The organism is Hymenobacter sp. HDW8, assembly GCF_011305775.1.
Taxonomy (GTDB): Bacteria; Bacteroidota; Bacteroidia; order Cytophagales; family Hymenobacteraceae; genus Hymenobacter; species Hymenobacter radiodurans.
Genome location: NZ_CP049907.1, coordinates 4,184,186 through 4,201,835, shown reverse-complemented (window position 1 = coordinate 4,201,835; position 17,650 = coordinate 4,184,186). Strand labels below are relative to the sequence as shown.

Here is a 17,650-nt window from a genome sequence, read left to right as displayed (position 1 = left end):
GGAGGCGTTTGCCCCAAGCAGAGTTTATAAGATGAAGTAATTGGCTGGTCAGAGGTTACCGCCGTTGCCTAACAACTGGCAGTTCGGCGGAAAGCGGCTGGCAGGTCACTACAGGACGGTACGCTCCCAAGGAACCTGCTTCTTTGGGCTCTCTAGCCTATTCTCCGCCTATGAAAGCTCTTTTTGCCCTGCTCCCGCTGATATTCACGGCCTTCTGTTTGCCCTTCCAAGCAGAGATGCCTGAACCGAAAGGTGTCGCCCCTAAAGATTACATTATCACGGAATTTGGGGCGGGCCCCGACAGCACCCAGCTCAGTACTGAGGCCATTCAGCGCACCATCGACAAAGCCAATGCCGACGGCGGCGGCACCGTCGTGATTCCTAAAGGAGTGTTTCTGAGCGGGGCCCTGTTTTTTAAGCCGAACACGCAGCTGCGCTTACAGGCAGGCGCCAAACTCAAGGGCTCCGATAATATCGCTCACTATCCCCTCATTCCCTCGCGGATGGAAGGCCAAAGTCTGGATTACTATGCGGCGCTCGTCAATGCCTACCAGGTGAATGGCTTTCGGATAACGGGCCCCGGCACCATCGACGGCAATGGGCTACGGTTCTGGAAGAACTTCTGGGCGCACCGCGATTCTATGCAGAAAATTGGCAAATCGTCTACCAATCTGGAGGTGCACCGTCCCCGCCTACTCTTTATCTGGGGCTGCAACAACGTAACCATTGAGAATGTGAAGCTGCACAACGCCGGCTTCTGGACCACGCACTTGTACAAGTGTACCAATGTGCTGATAGAGGGCTGTGATATTCGCTCGCCGTTCCGGCCAGTGAAGGCGCCGAGCACCGATGCCGTAGATATCGACGCGTGTAAGAAAGTGACCGTGCGCAATTGCTATATCTCCGTCAACGACGATGGCATCGTGATGAAAGGAGGAAAAGGCCCCAATGCCCAAAAACTCCCGGAGAATGGGGCGGTCGAAGACGTGCTGATAGAGAACGTTACCTTTGGAGAAGTGCATGCGGCCGTAACCATGGGCAGCGAGTGCATTCACGCCAACCGCATCACGGTGCGCAACTGCCGCGTGGACAATGACCGGCCGCTCCTGCTCTTCAAGATGCGCCCCGACACCTACCAACTCTACGAGAACATCACCGCGGACAACGTGACCGGCCGCTGCGGCACTATCGTTACGCTCTCGCCCTGGACGCAGTTCTTCAACATGGCGGGCAGCACGGAAAAACCCTTTGGCACTATCCGCAATATCACCCTTTCTAATATCAAAGTGAAGTGCAAGCAGTTTGCGGTCTTAAATGGCAATCCAACCGATAAGGTATCTAACATCACCTTTAAAAACGTGGATGCTACGGCGGAAACAGCGGCCTTTCCCAATAAATACTCAGACGTAAAATTCAAGCAGGTCACCCTCAATGGTGTAGCCCTGAAGGCGGACCCAGGGAAGCAGGACGGCCCGGTGGTGAAACCCTTGAAACCAGACTAGTCCGTTACACGACAAGAGAACACGTTAGAGCACCAAGCGGACACCAGCCGAAGCAGAGTAGCGAGCCTAATAAAAAACCAAAACGCTTCTGCCGACCGGAATTTGATGGCACCTTTGGGGTCCATTATGCAAGTGCTGCCTGTGATGAACGCAACAGAACGAGAAGAAAGAGAATACTTAGAAGAAATTAAAGAGCAACTGACGCTGGCTGTTCGGCGGGTTGATGACGCCGTCCGGCAGTTCTCCAACGAGCTTCGGCAGAAAAAAGAGTATATCCACGAGCACCAGTCCGGCATGGACGACGCCGACATGGTCGCCGCCGGCCAGTCGATTAATCGCATGGCCTTTACGGGCGACGCTGCCGTTGCCCGTAAGCGGAAGCTCCTCAAGCTCACCCAGTCCCCCTACTTTGGCCGCCTAGATTTTGCCCCCCAGAATCAGGGTGCGGCGCCGGTCTACATTGGCGTGCATTCCTTTTTTGATGAGCAGCAGCGCCGCAATCTTATCTACGATTGGCGCGCTCCCATCTCTTCCCTGTTTTACGATTTCGAGCTAGGTAAGGCTTCCTACGCCACCCCTTCCGGCACCGTTCACGGCACCATCGAGCTGAAGCGGCAATACAAGATCCGGGATGGCAGCCTGGAGTTCATGCTGGACAGTGAGCTGAATATTCACGACGACGTGCTCCAACGCGAGTTGGCCAAGTCCTCGGATGATAAGCTGAAGAACATCGTCGCCACCATCCAACGGGATCAAAACGCAGTAATCCGCAACGAAACGACCTCGGTGATGGTCATTCAGGGCGTGGCCGGGTCGGGTAAAACCTCCATTGCTCTGCATCGCATTGCGTTCTTGTTGTACCGCTTCCGGGAAACCATTGCGGCCAAAGACATTCTCATCCTTTCGCCCAACAAGGTCTTCGCGGATTACATCTCGAACGTCTTGCCCGAGCTGGGGGAAGAGCATATTCCCGAGCTAGGCATGGAAGAGCTGGCAGCCGACCTGCTCGACCCTCGGTACTCATTTCAGACCTTTTTTGAGCAGGTGTCCGCGCTACTGGAGAAGCACGAGCCGGCGTTCATCGAGCGCATCCGTTTCAAGTCCTCGTTCGAGTTTCTCAGCCAGTTAAATCAGTACCTGCTTCACGTAGAGAATACTTACTTCACCGTAACCGAGCTGCGGGTGGGCCGGACTGTGGTGCCCGGCGCATTTATTCAGCAGAAGTTCAAAGCCTACCACCGGGTGCCGCTCTTGAAACGGTTTGCGCTGGTTGCGAATGACGTGAGGGCTTATGTGCGCGATGCCGCCGGCCGGAAGCTGACCGGTCCGGAAAAAGGAATCATCGGGGAAGCCATTCCGCGCATGTTCCGGTTTCACCATGTGTCGGACCTGTACCGGGATTTTTACCGCTGGATCGGCCGGCCCGAACTCCTTAAGCTTGACCACCGCTTGCACCTGGAATACGCGGATGTCTTTGCCCTGATCTACCTGCGCCTGCGCCTGGAAGGACTGGCTCCTTACGACCACGTGAAGCACTTGCTTGTGGACGAGATGCAGGATTACACTCCCGTTCAATACGCCGTCCTGTCTCGCCTGTTCAACTGCCGCAAGACCATTCTGGGCGATGTCAGCCAGACAGTGAACCCTTACAGCGCGTCTTCCGCCGAAACTATTGAGCGAGTATTTCCGCAAGCCGAAGTTGTCAAGCTCTACCGCAGCTACCGCTCGACTGTGGAAATCACGGCCTTCGCGCAGCGCATCACTCCCAACCCGGATATCATTCCGCTGGAACGGCACGGGCAAGAGCCCGCGATGGTGCACTGCAACAGCCACGAGGAGGAGTTAGAAACCATCCAACAGGTAACTCTCTCCTTTCAAAACGCCGGTCATCATTCTCTGGGCATTATCTGCAAAACCCTCCGCCAAGCCGAGCAGGTGTATGAGGCCCTAAAAAAAGCCCCCCACATTCAGTTACTCACGGCCGAGTCCACCACCTTTAAGGAAGGGGTCGTCATCACCACTGCTCACTTAGCCAAGGGACTTGAATTTGATACGGTTTTGGTGCCCTTTGCCTCTGCTCGTAATTATAGGACGGAGGTAGATAAAAGCATGCTCTACGTCGCCTGTACTCGAGCCATGCACCAACTCACCTTGACGTACTCCCATACGATAACAGCTTTCTTGGCTTCCTAAAAAACGATTGATTCGCCTTCCCCTTCGCACCTTAAACCATTTCAGCATACTAGTAAGGCATACGAACAATCTTAAAAATCTATCCGCTTTCACGGAATAAAGGCGATATTTTCGATGAGGTCAAGTACTCCCGATTTAATGCCCTTGTTATCCTCACCATCTGGCGGGGTGTCGAAACCAACGCTACGGCCACCGACACGTAGATTAAATAAGACCGACGGTTAACCCGCACAGTCGGACCTGCTCTGTAATATATAGGTAGCAAAGGCAGCGGTACTAGAATACATAAGCCTTTTAGCTACCAGCATCTGTTTTCTATCCTCTCACTCTCCCTAGCGATGAATACTGAACCTGAGCAAGGAAGCCATCACGACGACTCCCGGCGTACCTTCCTTAAACAGTCCTCCCTGCTCACGGCCATGGCCTTCACGCCCGGCCCCATTGTGCAGGCCGCCGCGGCACAGCTCGACGAAACTGTAGCCGCTGCTTTCGAGAAAGTGCCGCTTAAACTAGAAGTAAATGGTGTGAAGCACAAGCTCTCAGTGGAGCCGCGCACCACCCTTCTCGACCTGCTTCGCGAGCAACTGCACCTCACCGGCACTAAGAAAGGCTGCGACTATGGACAGTGCGGCGCCTGCACCGTCCACCTGGATGGGCAGCGCATCAACTCTTGTCTGACATTAGCTGTGATGCAGGAAGGCCGCAAAATCACGACCATTGAAGGCCTAGCCAACGGGGACAACCTCCATCCTATGCAGGAGGCTTTCGTGAAGCATGATGGCTTTCAGTGCGGCTACTGCACGCCCGGTCAGATCATGTCGGCGGTGGCTTGCATCCGCGAAGGCCACGCCGATTCGGAGGGCGAAATTCGCGAATTCATGAGCGGCAACATCTGCCGCTGCGGCGCCTACTCCAACATTGTGGCGGCTATTCAGGAAGTAAAAAACGGCGGTCAAAAGGTTTAACAGCGCAGCAATGAACCAGTTTCAATACGTACGGCCGAGCAAGCAGAAAGCCGCCATCGACACGTTGGCCGAAGATGCCAACGCCCAGTTTATCGCCGGTGGCACCAACCTGCTGGATCTGATGAAGCGCGGCATAATTGCCCCCAGAAACTTATTGACATCAACCGACTGCCGCTCACCAAAATCGAGAGTCAAAACGGCAGCATCCGCATTGGTGCACTGGCCTTGAACGGCCCCGTAGCCGAAGACAAGCTGGTACTGGAGCGGCAGCCTCTGCTTGCTCAGGCTCTGAATGCTGGTGCTTCGGCCCAATTGCGCAACATGGCAACGGTGGGGGGCAATATGTTGCAGCGCACCCGCTGTCCTTACTTCTACGATACAGCCCTGCCCTGTAACAAGCGCGAGCCCGGCTCAGGCTGCGGGGCACTGGAAGGCTTCAACCGCATGCATGCCATTTTTGGCTTCTCGGATAAGTGCATCGCTGTGCACCCCTCCGATATGAGCGTGGCTCTAGTGGCCCTTGATGCCACAGTGCTAGTAAGCGGCCCTAAAGGCGACCGGCGTATTCCCTTCAACGACTTCCACCGCCTGCCCGGCGACACGCCCCAGCGCGACACTAACCTCGAACAAGGCGAGCTGATTACCGCCGTGGAGGTGCCCGATGGCCCCTTCACCAAGCATGTGCATTACCAGAAAGTGCGTGAGCGCGCCTCCTACGCCTTCGCGCTTTTGTCCGTGGCTGCGGCGCTGGACCTTGACGGCAGCAACACCATCAAAGCTGCTCGCTTGGCTATGGGCGGCGTCGCCCACAAGCCTTGGCGCCTGATGGCGGCGGAGCAAGTATTAGTTGGCAAGCCCGCTACCGAGGAGACCTTTCGGCAAGCTGCAGAAGTAGCCATGCAGGGCGCGAAAGCCTTCCAGCATAACGCCTACAAGTTAAAGCTGGGTCCTAATACCATCATTCAGGCGTTGAAAACCGCCGCGGCTGCCTAACCCCCGAGTAATTATGAAAACGCCAGAAAAGCAAATCGGAGCGCGGATGAACCGGGTGGATGGCCGCCAGAAAGTGACGGGTGCCGCTACCTATTCGGCCGAATACCAGCTGCCGGGCATCACCTACGCCGTGCTGGTGGGCAGCACCATCACCAAGGGCCGTATTACGTCCATCGACACTAAGGCGGCCGAACGGGCACCGGGGGTGCTAGCCGTTATCAGCCACTTCAACTCCCCTAAGGTGCCGGGCTTCGATACGGCGGGCAAAGATCCCTCGCAGCCGGCCACGGTGGGCGGCCCCATCAAGGTGTTCAAGGACGACAAAATCCGCTTCAACGACCAGCCCATTGCTATTGTAGTGGCTGACTCGTTGGAGCGGGCGCGCTTCGCCGCGGGCCTGGTGAAGGGGCAATACGCGCCGGAAAAGCACCAAACTAACTTGGAAGCCAACAAGACGCAGGCCTTCCTGCCAACCTCCGCGAAGAAGAACCCGAAGCATCCCATGAATGACTACCAGCGGGGTCAGGTGGATGCCTATAAAACCGGGACCATCAAGCTGGAAAGCGAGTACGTGGTGCCTACCGAGGTGCACCATCCCATGGAGCTACAGGCCATCACGGCGCACTGGGAAGCCCCCGACCGCCTCACAATTTACGACAAGACCCAGGGCACAATGGCCACGCGCCGCGACTTTGCCCGGGAGTGGGGCTTACCCGAAGAAAACGTGAAGGTAATTGCCACATACGTGGGCGGTGCCTTTGGCAACGCTCTGCACAGCTGGCCTCACGAGTCGGCTGCTATCATCGCGGCTCGGGTGGTAAACCGGCCGGTGAAGCTCATGCTCACCCGCGAGCAGATGTTTACGATGGTGGGCTATCGGCCCTACACTTGGCAGAAATTGGGGATGAGCGCCACTCCCGACGGCAAAATTACGGCCATCACCCACGAGGCCATCGGTCAGACCTCCACCTTCGAGGAATTTACGGAGTCGACGCTGGCCCAGACGCGCATGATGTACACGTCGCCCAACCTGACCACGCGCTACCGCATTGCCTCTCTAGATGTGAACTCGCCCATCTGGATGCGCGGCCCGGGGGAGGCGACTGGCGCGTTTGCCTTGGAGTCGGCTATGGACGAAATGGCCCACCTGCTTAATATCGACCCTCTAGAATTTCGCTTGCGTAACTACACCGACCAGGATCCCGAGAGAAACCGGCCTTGGTCGAGCAAGTTTTTGAAGGAGTGCTACCAGCTCGGGGCCGAGCGCGTCGGCTGGAGCAAGCGGCAGCTCAAGCCCGGCTCCCTGCGCGATGGTGACTGGCTCGTTGGCTACGGTATGGGCGTGGGCACCTTCGGGGCGCACCGCGGCTCCTCGAAAGCCAACATCCGCCTGCTACCCAACGGCACGGTGTTGCTGCAAAGTGCCGTCACCGATATTGGTCCCGGCACAGCCACGGCCATGACCCAGATTGCCGCCGATACGCTGGGGCTGGCGCCCGAGAAAATCAAGTTTGAGCTGGGCAACTCCGACTTCGCGCAAGCACCTACGCAGGGTGGCTCGGCCATTGTGAACACGGTGGGTCCAGCCGTGCAGGAAGCCTGCATAGCACTGAAGGAAAAGCTGCGCACGCTGGCGGCTCCCAGCAACGCAGCCTTTGCCTCGGCCAAGAAGGAAGACATTGTCTTTGATGACGGCTACCTCACGTTGAACAGCAACCCCGCCGCCCGTGTCCCTTTTGCCGACCTGCTCAAGCAGACCGATGGAGGCTTTGTCACGGTGGAGTCGAAGCCCCAGGGCGATGCCTCCAAGAACTTCTCCATGTACTCGTTTTCGGTACACTTTGCTGAGGTGCGGGTTCATATTCTCACCGGTGAGGTGCGTGTGAGCAAGCTGGTATCCTGCGCGGATGCTGGCACCATCGTGAATGAAAAAACGGCCGGTAACCAGATGAAGGGCGGCGCCGTGGGCGGCATTGGTATGGCGCTGATGGAGCACGCCGTCATTGACGACCGGTTTGGCCGCTACATCACCAAGGATTTCGCTGACTATCACGTGCCGGTGCATGCCGACTCACCGGACGTGCAGGTAGCATTCGTGAACAAGCCCGACCCCTACGTCAATGCCCTGGGGACCAAAGGCATCGGTGAAATTGCCATCATTGGCGTAGCTCCGGCCATTGCCAATGCCGTATTCAACGCCACTGGTAAGCGCGTTCGGGAGTTGCCTATTACGCCGGATAAGCTAATTTAAGTTAACTAATCAAAAGGCATTTTTATACCAATAGCCTACACGTAATAAAAAAAGCCTAAGCCACTGAAATGAAGTGGCTTAGGCTTTTTTATGGTGGGCCCACTTGGAATCGAACCAAGGACCTACTGATTATGAGTCAGTTGCTCTAACCGATTGAGCTATGGGCCCGGTGCGTTCGCAACCGTATAGGTTGGTTTCGGCGGTGCAAACTACGACTTTTGCCCGTCAATTTGCAACGCTATTCTCTAAAAATGCCCCCCAGCCCTGCTCCGCGCCGCTTGCCAAATCTGCTTTTCGACTTTGGCGGCGTACTTATAAACATCGATTATCAGCGCCCTATTGAGGCCATGCGCCGCCTTGCTACCAGCGGGAGCACCATCGAATACAACCAAAAAAATCAGTCGGAGTTGTTTGACCTGCTCGAAACCGGACGCATCACGCCGGCCGAGTTCCGGGAAGGCCTGCGTACGGGCTACCAGCTTACCGCCACCGATGAGGAGTTAGACGCAGCCTGGAATTCTATTCTACTCGATGTGCCCGCCGACCGGCTGGCGTTGCTGGCTAAGCTGCACGCGCAAGGTCATCAGATGGCGCTGCTCAGCAACACCAACGTGATTCATATTGAGGAAGTAAACCGGCGCCTCAAGGCTGCGTATGGATTTGAGCATGGCATTGCGGATGTGCTAGACCGGGTGTTTTATTCCCAGGAAGTAGGGTTACGTAAGCCCGGCCCAGAGATTTTTGAGCACGTACTGCGCGAAATGAACTGGCAGGCCGAAGAAACTCTTTTCATTGAAGACAGTTTTCAACATATCGAAACGGCGCAGCGCTTGGGCTTGCACACGCTCTTCCTAGCCCCGCCGCTTACGCTCACCGACGCTTTGCCTGCCGCTATCCGTGCCTTCACTCCCTCTGCCTGACGCTCCGGCGCCCCAGCCCGATCATAACGACGATTTTCGACCTCGCTACCGCGGCTATTTCCGCCGTCACCGGGGACAGTTCAACGCCTATAAGCCCCCACGCCGCGCTGGCGCGTGTACACACTGCATCTGCTGCTGTTTGTTATCACCCTGATAACGACCACGCTGGCCGGGGCGGAGTGGATGACGGGCCGTACTTTTTTTGATCCGCGCACAGTTGGATCTTTAAGTGTGTGGCTTTCACGGGCCGAAATACGGGAGGGACTGTGGTTTTCCTTGCCATTTTTGGGCGTACTCACCGTGCATGAGTTTGGGCACTACTTCACGGCGCGCTACTATAAGGTGCGGGCTACCCTACCCTACTATATTCCGTTTTTTACTGGCTTCTTTAATACCATTGGTACGTTTGGGGCGGTTATCCGCATTAAGGACCGGATTTTCTCTCGAAAGGAATTCTTTGATATTGGGCTGGCCGGGCCATTAGCAGGTTTTCTGGTGGCTATACCCGTGCTGATGTATGGCTTTACGCACCTGCCGCCTTTAGAATACATCTTCCAAGTTCACCCAGAATATCGCGTATATGGCGCTGACTACGCGCAATACGTGTACAAAAGTGCTGGTGGTGATGGTCTAGTCTTGGGCAAGTCGTTCATTTATCAATTCTTGGAGTCGTGGCTGGCTGATCCGGCGCTACTTCCTCATCCCAATGAGCTAATGCACTACCCCCTGTTGCTGGCGGGCTCGTTGGCGCTATTCTTTACGGCGCTCAACCTGTTGCCTATTGGTCAGCTTGATGGGGGGCATATTCTATATGGCTTGCTAGGTTTCCGGCGCTTCAATCAGATTTCGGCGGTACTATTTATTGGGTTTATTTTTTATGCGGGACTGGGGCTGTTTACTGTTGATAGCTCCGATGACTCGCTGCTGTATGGCGGCCCGATTTATCTGTTTTACTTATTTACCGTGTTTCGGCGGGCCGTGCCCACGCCGCGCCGGGCGCTGATGCTGGTGCTGGGCGTAGTGGCGGCCCAGCTGGCGCTTAGTTTGGCGGTACCGGGCATTGCGGGCAACCCAGGCTGGCTGGTGTTTGGGTTTCTGCTGGGCCGCGTGATGGGCATTTATCACCCACCGGCTCCCGACGAAAGTCCGCTAAGTGCGGGTCGTAAGGTGCTGGGCTGGGTAATGCTGGTTATTTTTGTGCTCTGCTTCACGCCTTCGCCTTTCGGTTAAGTCGGCGGAAGCAACGTCGCTTGTTTGCTTATTCTATGCTACTTGAACAACGCCAACTGACGCAAACTACGCAGTTGGCTCTTCGCCCCCACGGGCTTTATATCTGTCGAAAAGACCGGCGTGGTCAGATTACGCTGGAAGTGGAGATGCCGTACGAGGAGGTGCTGCCTGTGCGCGTGGAGCGTCGCCGCCAGTTACCATCGCGCTGGCAACTGCTGAGCTTACTGTACACGTGGATCATTTGTACCCAGTTCGCGCTGAAGCAGTCTGAGTCAGTGTATGGGCTTGTTGCGCTGGGTGTAGGCTTGGGCTTGGTGGCCCTTTATTGGTACGCCCGCCGCAACTGGTGGAATCACTTTATCCTGAGTACTACACACGCCCGCGTAGTGCTGGCCGACCGTCCCAATGAGCGCAAAACGCTGTACCGCTTTACTGAAGCTCTGGAGCAGCGCACCAAAGATTACCTGCGCGAGAACTACGGCAATATTAACCCATTAGGCCTCATTGAGCCCCAACTACAACGGCTGCGCTGGCTACACAAGCTGGAGGTGCTTACCGATAAAGAGGCCCGTGCCCTCTCCACCCGCCTCACCGGCCGAATGGACGATTCGCCGCTACTGAGTATGGGCCAGGAATTGGAAGCGCCTTATGCTAATTGATGAAAAAAGCCCCCCCAGCAACGTTGCTGGGGGGCTTTTTTGTGTCATTGGTTGGCCGCTTCTAACGTCCTTCTAAGGCCGCTACGCCGGGCAGCTCTTTGCCTTCCATGTATTCGAGCAGCGCGCCGCCGCCAGTAGAAATATAACTTACGCGGTCGGCATAGCCCATCTGGTTGACGGCCGCGGCTGAGTCGCCGCCGCCGATGAGGCTAAAGGCGCCATTGGCGGTAGCATCAGCAATAGCCGCGGCTACGAACTCAGTACCGGCCGAGAAGTTTGACATCTCAAAAACGCCCATCGGACCATTCCAAAGGATAGTGCGGGACTGGCGAATGATGTTGGCAAAGTTCTCGCGCGACTCCGGGCCGATATCTAGGCCCATCCAGCCGTTTGGAATGTGGTGGTTGGGGGCCGTTTCTACGTTGGCGTCGTTGGCGAACCGGTCGGCAATGAGCGAGTCGGTAGGCAGCACTAGGTTCACGCCTTTTTCCTTGGCCTTTTGAATCAGGTGTAAGGCAAGATCCAGCTTGTCGGCTTCGAGCAAGGAGCCGCCAATGTCACCGCCTTCCGCTTTGGCAAACGTGTAAGCCATGCCACCACCAATTAGCAGGTTGTCAACTTTATCCAGTAGCTGCTCAATGAGTTGGATCTTATCCGAAATCTTCGCTCCGCCCATAATAGCCGTGAACGGACGCTCGGCTTTGGTGAGCACGCGGTGGGCGTTATCCAGCTCACTTTGCATCAAATAACCCGCTACGCGGTCTTGGGGGGCAAAATACTGGGCGGCCACGGCCGTGGAGGCGTGGCGGCGGTGGGCAGCACCAAATGCATCGTTCACGTACACGTCGCCTAGCTGCGCCAATTTCTCGGCGAAAGCCGTATCGCCGGCTTCTTCTTCTTTGTAAAAACGCACGTTTTCGCAGAGCAGAATCTGGCCGGGTTGCAGCTCAGCGGCCATTTTGGCGGCGTCGGGGCTCAGTACATCATTGGCAAACAGTACCGGCGTACCATATTCTTCCTGCAAGCGTGGAGCGATGCTTTGCAGGGAAAATTTCTTTTCCGGACCTCCCTTGGGCCGACCCAGGTGGGAAAGTAGAATAACGCTGCCGCCGTCGGCCAGAATCTTGCGAATGGTGGGCGTGGCGGCGCGAATGCGGGTGTCGTCGGTGATGTGCAGCTCGTCGTCGAGGGGCACGTTGAAATCGACGCGCACCAGGGCTCGTTTGCCGGCGAAGTTGTACTGATCGAGGGTTTGCATAAGTAAGTTGTAGGGTTTGGTAGGCCTTATACGGGACGAATGTAGTAGAAGCTTTGACGTGGCCGTGTTTCGCATCCGTTCTACTTTCCCCGTACCTTTGCGCTACGTATGAAAATAGGCATCTTCTTCGGCGGCCCGTCGCGTGAGCGGGAAATATCCTTTGCGGGCGGCCGCACTGTGTACGACAACCTGGACAAAGGCTTGTTTCAGGCCGTGCCCATCTTCGTGGACAGCCGGGGCAACTTTATTTTGCTCGACTGGCATTATATCTATAAAGGCACTATCCGGGACTTTTATCCGCCCGTGTCGGCGCTGCCGCCTTCCGAGCACCGCTTGCAGGTGTATCTAGAAAGCTTGGGCGAGCTAAGTCAGGAGGAACAAGACCGCATTATTGCGGAGGTCGGACGGCGCGTGCAGCCGCATGAGCTGCGCGAACTGATGGACTTCGCCTTCCTAGCTCTGCACGGGCCCGGCGGCGAAGACGGCGCTATTCAGGGCTTGCTGGAGTGGTACGGCGTTCCCTATTCGGGCTCAGGCATTCTGCCCTCCGCGTTTGGCATTGATAAAATTGCCCAGAAGAAATTACTGCACGCCCTGAATCGGCCCACGCCTGCTTTCCGCGTCATCAGCACGGAAGAGTGGGACGCCGCGGATCCAATAGCTACGCTTGAGTACTTAGTACGTGAGCTGGGCTTACCGCTCGTGTTTAAAGCCCCGCGCCAGGGTTCGAGCATTGGCGTCTCGATTCTACGCGAGAAAAATGCCCCCCAGTTTGCGGCCGCCGTGGAGCGCAGCTTATTCCGCAAAACCCTGACGCGCAGTGAGTGGCAGGGCAAGAGCGACGAGCAGAAACTCCTGTGGCTGCAGCAGCTCACCGACATTCGGGAAGGCATCGGGCTGCCGGTAGTATTGGAGGTTAAAGGTGAACAAGCCGCGACTGATGTTCCTACTACCCCTCAGGAGCCTCAACTCATTTATCATCCTGAGAAGCTGCTGCACACACTCAACGAGCAATTTGAGACGGCTGAGCAAGTGTTGCTTACCAACGTCGATGGCGAGTCGCAGGTATTGATAGAAAGCTTCGTGGCAGGGCGCGAGTTTTCGTGCATTGTGGTGGAAGATCCGAACGGCGAACCGCTGGCTTTGCCCCCCACCGAGATCGTGAAGGGCGAGGAGATGTTCGATTACCGCTCCAAATACCTGCCCGGCCTGAGCCGCAAAATCACGCCCATCGACCTGCCGGAAGACAAGATTCAGGAAATCCGAGAGGCTTGCCAGGAGATGTTTCGCACCTTCGGCTTTCAGGTGTACGCTCGCCTAGATGGCTTTATTCAAGCCACCGATGGCAGCCTGTTCCTGAATGATCCGAACACCACGTCGGGCATGTTGCCAGCCTCTTTCTTCTTCCATCAGGCCGCCGAAATTGGCCTGAATCCTTCGCAGTTTTTAACGTATCTAATTCGGACTTCGCTGGCCGCGCGGCGCCGCGCAGGCATGCAGCCAGTTCGGCTGGGGGGCATTTTGGCGCAGCTAGATGCGGCCGTAGCCTCACGCCAGCAGCAGGAACGGCAGCGCACCAAAGTAGCCGTAATTATGGGTGGCTACTCTTCCGAGCGTCACATTTCGGTGGAAAGTGGCCGCAATATTTACGAGAAGCTTAGCTCTTCGGTAAAATACGAGCCCATTCCAGTGTTTCTGACGGGCTCAGCCCAGGAGCATAAGCTCTACGTGCTGCCCATCAACGTGATGCTCAAGGACAACGCCGATGACATCCGCGAAAAAATCGAGTACGCTGAAGCCGGCCACGAGCTGCATCCAGTATTAGCCCGCATCCGTCGTGAAGCTGAGGCTATTACGGGCACCTACGCTGGTCAGCCGACTGCCCAACCCCGCCGCATTTCGTTTGAGGAGTTGGCCGAGATGGTCGATGAGGTGTTTATTGCCTTGCACGGCCGGCCCGGCGAGGATGGCGCTTTGCAAAAAGAGCTGGAGCAATTTGGCTTGCCCTATAATGGCTCTGGCGTCGAATCGAGCAGCATAACCATCAACAAGTTCGAAACAAACCGCCGCCTGCGCGAGGCGGGCTTGCGCGTAGCCGAGCATCGCATGGCTACCCGTCTGGAGTGGCAGGCTGACGCCGAAACCTTCTACCGCTCACTGGAAACACAATTTCATTATCCTTTTATCGCCAAGCCCGCCGACGACGGCTGCTCTTCGGCAGTAAAGAAGATCAAAAACCGGCAGGAGTTGGAAGCGTTTAGCCAGCTCATCTTCCGCAACCAAGAAGATCTGCTGCCCGAACCGGCCCGCACCCTGCATCTTGGCTTCAAGGAAGAATTCCCACAGAAAGATGCCTTCTTGGTAGAAACCTTAATTAGTCGCGACGGTGCCCAGCATTTCCTCGAAGTAACTGGCGGCCTGCTCACGCACTGGCGCCCTGATGGTTCGTTGAATATCGAAGTATTCGAAGCGTCCGAAGCGCTGGCTACCGGTGAGGTGTTGAGCTTAGAAGAGAAATTCCTGGCTGGCGAAGGTCAGAACATCACTCCCGCCCGCTACGCCCCCAACCCGAAGGAGCGGCAGCGTATATCGGAGGAAGTAAAGAAAGAGCTGCGCCGCGTGGCCGAAGTGCTGAATATTCAGGGTTATGCCCGCATTGATGCCTTCGTGCGAGTGCGCGAAACCGGGGCCGTAGAGGTACTAATTATCGAGGTAAACTCGTTGCCTGGAATGACGCCCGCCACCTGTATCTTCCACCAAACGGCGCTGAACGGCTACACACCCTATGACTTCATTGACCGGATTCTGGAATTTGGCAAAGAGCGGCAGCGGAAGCTCGAGATAGAAGCGAAAAGCTAATTTGCGCCCTGCTTTCAAGTCAGCATATTTAAAATACATAGCACATCAGCATACCACAATGGCTTTTCTTAAATCCGATACCCCACTCGACGTACTGAAACACTTGGTGGTAATTGGCTTGGCGGTGGCCTTGCTGCTGTTCGGTTTTTTCTTCGTGTACTTGCCCATGACCACCAACCACGGCGAAACCATTGTGGTACCGAAGGTGACCGGGATGCGGCAAAGCGACCTAGAAGACTACCTCGACGAGCGCAACCTGCGCTACTTCGTCGATGACTCCAGCTATAGCCCCAACATCCCGGCGTACACGGTGCTCACGCAGGACCCGGCCCCCGGCCAGCAGGTGAAGGAAGACCGCAAGATTTATATCTCGGTGAGCATGAAAAACCCGCCGGTAATTAAAATGCCCAAGCTCACGGAAGGCTCCGTGAAAAATGCGCAAATGATTCTGGCTAGCTACGACCTAGTCGTGGGCGAGATTCAAAAGGTGCCTGATCTGGCCCAAAACTCGGTATTGAAGCAACTGGTGAACGGCAAGCAGATAGAGCCCGGTTCGCCTATTGCGAAAGGTACGCGCGTAGATTTAGTAGTCGGTGACGGACAGGGTAACCAGGAGTTTCCGGTGCCTAATGTTATCAATATGCCTGCTGATGAGGCCTCTACCCTACTCGTAGGGCAGGGCTTGCAGGTAGGAGAAATTTTCTATCAACCCGCTGAAGAAGGGCAAGTGGATGGCACCATTGTAAAGCAACGCCCCGTAGCCACTCCTGGCGCTACTATTCGCATGGGTCAGTTGGTGGATTTATGGGTAGCGGGCAATGAGCCGTTGAAGGCGGTGCAGTAAGTAAGATGCTTTCAATGCTTCAGGTAAAATTTCTCCGATCCGCAGCCGTTTACCTTGCGTAAATTGCTGTCTATGAGCTACCCGAAACTTCTACTTTCCTTGTTGACGCTTGGCTTGCTGGTGCCCTTAGCCGGACATTCTCAAGTAGTTACACCGCTCACCGTTGACAAAAGCCGCCAATCTGTTATCCGTACGCCTCCCGTAGCTCGACGCGGCACGGCAGTCACGTTGCCTTTATTCGATGATTTTGCCCCCCAGGGCGAAGGCTTGCCAAAACCACTGTTCTGGGAGCCCGGCGGGGGAACCTTAGTGAATAACCGCTTTCCGGTAGCGCCTCCTTCCCGGGGTGTAGTCACGTTCGACGGGCTTTCGGCTACTGGTCAGCCTTATGGCAGTTCCTCAGCTTATAACGATACAGACACGCTCACTTCGCAGCCCATCGATTTAAGTGGGCTTACGGCCGCCAGTGGCGTGTACCTAAGTTTTTTCTGGCAATCGGGAAGTATTGTGGGGCCGCCGAAGGCAAATACCGGCAGTCAGCCCGTGCGCCTAGAACTGGAAATGCTGGACAATACTGGCTTGTGGCAGCAGGTTTGGGTACAGCTCAGCACGGGGGCACGCACCAATTTTCAGCAACAGCTCGTTGCCGTCGATCAAGCCCGATACCTGCATTCGGCTTTTCAGTTTCGGTGGAGGGCTACGGGCAACCTTGCTAATACCCGCGACGCCTGGAGCCTCGACTACATCCTGCTGAACCGCGGCCGCTCTGCCACCGACAATTCTTACCGCGATATTGCCATCAGTGCCCCACTCACCAGCCTGTTGCGGCGCTTCGCGGCGATGCCCATAGAGCAGTTTAACGCCAATGCCGCCAGTGAGCTAAACTCCAACACGCTTACCACCATCAATAACTTTGATGTAGGCCCCGCCCCCACGCCTATTACCTGGACTGGTACGCTGCAAGTCCTCCCAAGCGGCCCAAGGGCTACTTTTCTGACGGGCAATAAGTCGTTGTCGGCACGGCAGCAGCAGGACGTAATTGCGGGTGACGTTCGTATTTCTCCTTTGCCCAATACGCCTGAAGCTAAGCGCATAACGCATCGTATTGCCATTCAAACCAACGAAACGAATCCACTCACTTTATCCAACGACACTATTTCACGCATTACGGAGCTAGCCGATTACTACGCTTACGACGATGGCTCAGCGGAAGCCACTGTGAGCCTCCCCGCCCTTTCTACCGGGCCAGCCAGCTACCTCGCTTACCGCTTCGACCTGAACCGTCCTGATCGGGTACGCAGTGTCCGCATCTATCCGTCGCCGACGGGTGTAAGCCGGGTAATAACGATGAACGTGTGGGATCAGGACCCGCTAACTAATTTGCCCACGGCCGAGCCAAAAGCCTCCCAGACCTTCACTATTCCGGCCAGTTTGCCTGCCGGACAAGCATTTGTAGATATTGCCTTCTCGCAGCCAGTAAACGTGACCGGGACTTTTTATGTGGGCTATGGTCAGGCGTCGCTGGGCTTTTTTATCCCTTTCGGCATTGACCTCAACAGCACTGTCCCGGAGGGCTATCTACTTACGAATGCGGCTAATGCATGGACGGCAACCTCTACCACGCCTGCTGGTGCGCCCCTGATTCGGCCTGTAATGGCAGGCAGCATAATCACCGCTACTTCCAATCCATTGCTAGCGGCTAGTATCAGCGTTTATCCCAATCCTAGTGCTGGATTAGTGCGCGTGGAGGGCCGATACCTGCGCGTTACTGTGCTAGATGCCGTGGGACGTACTATTTGGGAAAAAGCCGACGTGCAGACCGGACAGTCTGAGTTGGACTTGCGAAATCTACCGTCAGGAGTGTATATGGCGCGGTTTTTACTTCCTCAAGGCGAAGTTGTCACGAAGCGTATAGCACTAAATTGATACGTTAGGATACAACAAAGAAAGCCTGGAAGATGGATGAGTTAAATTTT

Annotated in this window: 11 protein-coding genes, 1 tRNA gene and 1 pseudogene; 11 read left to right on the top strand and 2 right to left on the bottom strand. The window is 55.9% G+C overall.

Annotation, left to right across the window (positions count from 1 at the left end; genetic code table 11):
- Positions 1–170: 170 nt before the first annotated feature.
- The 5 genes and pseudogenes from G7064_RS18020 to G7064_RS18000 all read left to right on the top strand — a co-directional run bounded on the left by G7064_RS18020 (position 171) and on the right by G7064_RS18000 (position 7,904).
- Positions 171–1,502, top strand: a complete 1,332-nt coding sequence (locus G7064_RS18020; protein WP_205711135.1) for a glycoside hydrolase family 28 protein — start codon at positions 171–173, stop codon at positions 1,500–1,502.
- Positions 1,503–1,628: 126 nt separating this feature from the next.
- Complete coding sequence (locus tag G7064_RS18015) at positions 1,629–3,695, top strand: HelD family protein (protein WP_166074664.1); 2,067 nt, start codon at positions 1,629–1,631, stop codon at positions 3,693–3,695.
- A 338-nt stretch (positions 3,696–4,033) separates the two neighbouring features.
- Positions 4,034–4,660, top strand: a complete 627-nt coding sequence (locus G7064_RS18010; protein ID WP_166074663.1) for a (2Fe-2S)-binding protein — start codon at positions 4,034–4,036, stop codon at positions 4,658–4,660.
- A gap of 10 nt (positions 4,661–4,670) precedes the next feature.
- Positions 4,671–5,653: pseudogene (locus G7064_RS18005) on the top strand (FAD binding domain-containing protein).
- 13 nt (positions 5,654–5,666) lie between these two features.
- Entirely contained in the window at positions 5,667–7,904 is a 2,238-nt protein-coding gene (locus G7064_RS18000; protein WP_166074662.1) for a xanthine dehydrogenase family protein molybdopterin-binding subunit, read from the top strand.
- Between the two features lie 91 nt (positions 7,905–7,995).
- Here G7064_RS18000 and G7064_RS17995 read toward each other — a convergent pair.
- A tRNA-Ile gene (locus G7064_RS17995) sits at positions 7,996–8,072 on the bottom strand.
- Positions 8,073–8,122: 50 nt separating this feature from the next.
- On the opposite strand from G7064_RS17995, the gene G7064_RS17990 reads away from it, so the two are divergent.
- From G7064_RS17990 to G7064_RS17980, 3 genes are all read left to right on the top strand, one after another.
- The gene (locus G7064_RS17990; RefSeq protein WP_240935565.1) at positions 8,123–8,824 is read left to right on the top strand and encodes an HAD family hydrolase; all 702 of its coding nucleotides are present in this window, start codon (positions 8,123–8,125) and stop codon (positions 8,822–8,824) included.
- 114 nt (positions 8,825–8,938) lie between these two features.
- Positions 8,939–10,054, top strand: a complete 1,116-nt coding sequence (locus G7064_RS17985; RefSeq protein ID WP_240935563.1) for a site-2 protease family protein — start codon at positions 8,939–8,941, stop codon at positions 10,052–10,054.
- A gap of 35 nt (positions 10,055–10,089) precedes the next feature.
- Positions 10,090–10,713: a hypothetical protein gene (locus tag G7064_RS17980; protein WP_133273549.1), complete on the top strand. Its 624-nt coding sequence runs from the start codon at positions 10,090–10,092 to the stop codon at positions 10,711–10,713.
- A gap of 61 nt (positions 10,714–10,774) precedes the next feature.
- Here the strand turns inward: G7064_RS17980 and G7064_RS17975 are convergent, their stop codons facing one another.
- Positions 10,775–11,971, bottom strand: coding sequence for a phosphoglycerate kinase (locus G7064_RS17975; protein WP_166074661.1), 1,197 nt, complete (start codon positions 11,969–11,971; stop codon positions 10,775–10,777).
- A 108-nt stretch (positions 11,972–12,079) separates the two neighbouring features.
- On the opposite strand from G7064_RS17975, the gene G7064_RS17970 reads away from it, so the two are divergent.
- From G7064_RS17970 to G7064_RS17960, 3 genes are all read left to right on the top strand, one after another.
- The gene (locus G7064_RS17970; RefSeq protein ID WP_166074660.1) at positions 12,080–14,830 is read left to right on the top strand and encodes a D-alanine--D-alanine ligase; all 2,751 of its coding nucleotides are present in this window, start codon (positions 12,080–12,082) and stop codon (positions 14,828–14,830) included.
- 58 nt (positions 14,831–14,888) lie between these two features.
- Positions 14,889–15,674 carry a PASTA domain-containing protein gene (locus tag G7064_RS17965; RefSeq protein WP_166074659.1) on the top strand — a complete coding sequence of 262 codons (786 nt, stop codon included), beginning with the start codon at positions 14,889–14,891 and terminating at the stop codon, positions 15,672–15,674.
- Between the two features lie 72 nt (positions 15,675–15,746).
- Positions 15,747–17,600, top strand: a complete 1,854-nt coding sequence (locus G7064_RS17960; protein ID WP_166074658.1) for a T9SS type A sorting domain-containing protein — start codon at positions 15,747–15,749, stop codon at positions 17,598–17,600.
- The last annotated feature ends 50 nt before the right edge of the window (positions 17,601–17,650 follow it).